This window comes from Streptomyces sp. NPDC057702 (assembly GCF_042799315.1).
Classification (GTDB): Bacteria; Actinomycetota; Actinomycetes; order Streptomycetales; family Streptomycetaceae; genus Streptomyces.
The window spans coordinates 1-2,899 of record NZ_JBHVJC010000080.1 but is presented as its reverse complement, the minus strand read 5'-3'; the positions used below and the strand labels follow the sequence as shown (position 1 = coordinate 2,899).

Annotated in this window: 3 protein-coding genes; all 3 read right to left on the bottom strand. The window is 71.9% G+C overall.

From position 1 onward, the window contains the following. Nucleotides 1–237: 237 nt before the first annotated feature. Nucleotides 238–1,674 carry a GTPase ObgE gene (gene obgE, locus ACFVFR_RS31810; RefSeq protein ID WP_383708096.1) on the bottom strand — a complete coding sequence of 479 codons (1,437 nt, stop codon included), beginning with the start codon at nucleotides 1,672–1,674 and terminating at the stop codon, nucleotides 238–240. A 175-nt stretch (nucleotides 1,675–1,849) separates the two neighbouring features. Further along, nucleotides 1,850–2,104, bottom strand: coding sequence for a 50S ribosomal protein L27 (gene rpmA / locus ACFVFR_RS31805; protein WP_176161586.1), 255 nt, complete (start codon nucleotides 2,102–2,104; stop codon nucleotides 1,850–1,852). Between the two features lie 14 nt (nucleotides 2,105–2,118). Beyond that, nucleotides 2,119–2,439 (bottom strand): 50S ribosomal protein L21, encoded by a 321-nt coding sequence (rplU, locus tag ACFVFR_RS31800; protein ID WP_383708094.1) that lies wholly within the window; start codon nucleotides 2,437–2,439, stop codon nucleotides 2,119–2,121. Nucleotides 2,440–2,899 lie beyond the last annotated feature (460 nt).

Genomic DNA, 2,899 nt, shown 5'->3' with positions numbered 1-2,899 from the left:
TCCCCACCCAGAGGGTGACGTTCACCTGGGCCTGCTTGTGCCCCGCCCTGCCCCCCGGCTCCGCCCCCCCGCCCCCACGTCGCCCCCGCCCCACCCCCCGGGGGGGCGGGCGGCCCTGGCGGCCAGGGGGCACGAGGGCACCCCCGAACGAGGTAGGGCCCCGAGAAGCGCGACGGCTTCTCGGGGCCCTACGCGTGGGCCGCACGGGTCGTGCGGCCCACCGTCGTGCGGCGGGCCTCAGAAGGGCCGGAACTCGTCGAACTCCTGGTCCGACTCGTCCCGGGCCGCGTCCCGGTCCCGACGGCGCTGCGCGGCCGGGCGGGGCGCCTCCAGACGGTGGTCCTCGCCACGCCGGCCGAGCATCTCCGCGCCGGCGGCCATGCTGGGCTCCCAGTCGAAGACGACGGCGTTCTCGTCCGCGCCGATGGCGACGCCGTCGCCGGCCCTGGCGCCGGCCTTGAGGAGCGCGTCCTCGACACCGAGCCGGTTGAGCCGGTCGGCCAGGTACCCCACGGCCTCGTCGTTGTTGAAGTCCGTCTGGTGCACCCAGCGCTCGGGCTTCTCGCCCCGCACCCGGAACAGGTCCTCGCCCTCGGCGGTGACCGTGAAACCGGCGTCGTCCACGGCCTTGGGCCGGATGACGATGCGGGTGGCCTCCTCCTTCGGCTTGTCCGCCCGCGCCTGCGCGACGATGTTCGCCAGCGCGAAGGACAGCTCCTTCAGGCCCGCGCGCGAGACCGCCGACGCCTCCAGGACCTGGTACCCGCGGGCCTCCAGGTCGGGCCGGATGATGTCGGCGAGGTCCTGGCCGTCGGGGATGTCCACCTTGTTGAGCACGACCAGCCGGGGCCGGCCCTCCAGACCGCCGTACGCGGCGAGCTCGGCCTCGATGGTGTCCAGGTCGCTCAGCGGGTCCCGCTCGGACTCCAGGGTGGCGGTGTCCAGCACGTGCACCAGGACCGAGCAGCGCTCGACGTGGCGCAGGAACTCCAGGCCCAGCCCCCGGCCCTCGCTGGCGCCCGGAATCAGGCCCGGCACGTCGGCGATGGTGTAGACGGTGGCGCCGGCGGTGACCACGCCGAGGTTGGGCACCAGCGTGGTGAACGGGTAGTCGGCGATCTTGGGCTTGGCGGCCGAGAGCACGGAGATCAGGGACGACTTGCCCGCGCTCGGGTACCCCACCAGCGCCACGTCGGCGACGGTCTTGAGCTCCAGGACCACGTCCCCGGCGTGGCCGGGCTCGCCGAGCAGCGCGAAGCCGGGCGCCTTGCGGCGGGCGGAGGACAGCGCCGCGTTCCCCAGGCCGCCTCGGCCGCCCTGCGCGGCGACGAAGGTGGTGCCCTGGCCGACGAGGTCGGCCAGCACCTGGCCGTGCTTGTCGAGCACGACGGTGCCGTCGGGCACGGTCAGCACCAGGTCGCCGCCGTCCTTGCCGGAGCGGTTGCCGCCCTCGCCGGGCTTGCCGTTGGTGGCCTTGCGGTGGGGGGAGTGGTGGTAGTCGAGCAGCGTGGTGACCGACTGGTCGACGACCAGGATCACGTCGCCGCCACGCCCGCCGTTGCCCCCGTCGGGCCCGCCGAGCGGCTTGAACTTCTCGCGATGGACGGAGGCGCAGCCGTGGCCTCCGTTACCCGCGGCGACATGGAGTTCGACGCGGTCCACGAAGGTGGTCATGGGATGTGCCTCCAGTTACCTGCATACAAAGATGTCTGTTGCGTGCTGCCTGGTGGGACAACACGCGAAAGGCGGACCCTCTTCCCGTGTCGGGACTCCGTTGGGAGTCCGCACGAGAAGGGAGGTCCGCCTCCGCGAAAGAACCGTTACGCGCGGTCCGCCGTGATCCGTCGGATCAGGCGACCGGGACGATGTTCACGACCTTGCGGCCGCGGAAGGTGCCGAACTCCACCGCGCCGGCGTTCAGCGCGAACAGCGTGTCGTCGCCGCCACGGCCGACGCCGCTGCCCGGGTGGAAGTGCGTGCCGCGCTGGCGGACCAGGATCTCACCGGCGTTGACGACCTGACCGCCGAAGCGCTTCACGCCGAGCCGCTGAGCATTGGAGTCGCGACCGTTCCGAGTGGACGATGCGCCCTTCTTGTGTGCCATCTCTCCTCAGTCCCTTACTTCGCGGCCGTCGGGATGCCGGTGACCTTGATCGCCGTGTACTGCTGGCGGTGGCCCTGACGACGCCGGTAGCCGGTCTTGTTCTTGTAGCGAAGGATGTCGATCTTCGCGCCCTTGTGGTGGTCCACGACCTCGGCCTGCACCTTGATGCCGGCCAGCACCCACGGGTCGCTGGTGACCGCGTCGCCGTCGACAACGAGCAAGGTAGAGAGCTCTACCGTGTCGCCAACACTGGCGGTGGAAATCTTGTCAACCTCAACGATGTCGCCGACAGCAACCTTGTGCTGGCGACCACCGCTGCGCACGATGGCGTACACGCGGATCTCGCTCTCTCGCTAGTAAACGGGACCCCTGATGCCAGCCGCTCACACGGGCCGAAGGCCCATGAGATCCGAGAGGACGAGCGGCCTCTACCGACGAGCCCGAGGGCCTACGCCGGAGGGAATTGCTCAGGGGTTTGGCGTACAGACGCCGACGGTCAAGATTACGGTGCGCTCCACCGCACGGTCAAACCGGCTCCGTGGGAACGCCGGGAGTGACCTCCCGGGGCCGGCCACGGAAGCGACATCCAAAGCCCCGACCACGGGCGGGCGCCGCTCCCCTCGCCGGCCGGGCCGGCCGCACGCCGTCAGGGCTCTCGTCGGGCCCCGACGCGGGTGCTTTGGACGCGAACGCGGCGCTCCCCGGGCCCGCTGGGGGGGACGGGGACGCCCACGGGTGGGAGGGGGCCGCGGGCCGGTTACAGAACGCCGGGGGGCGCCCACTCCGGGGGCGGGG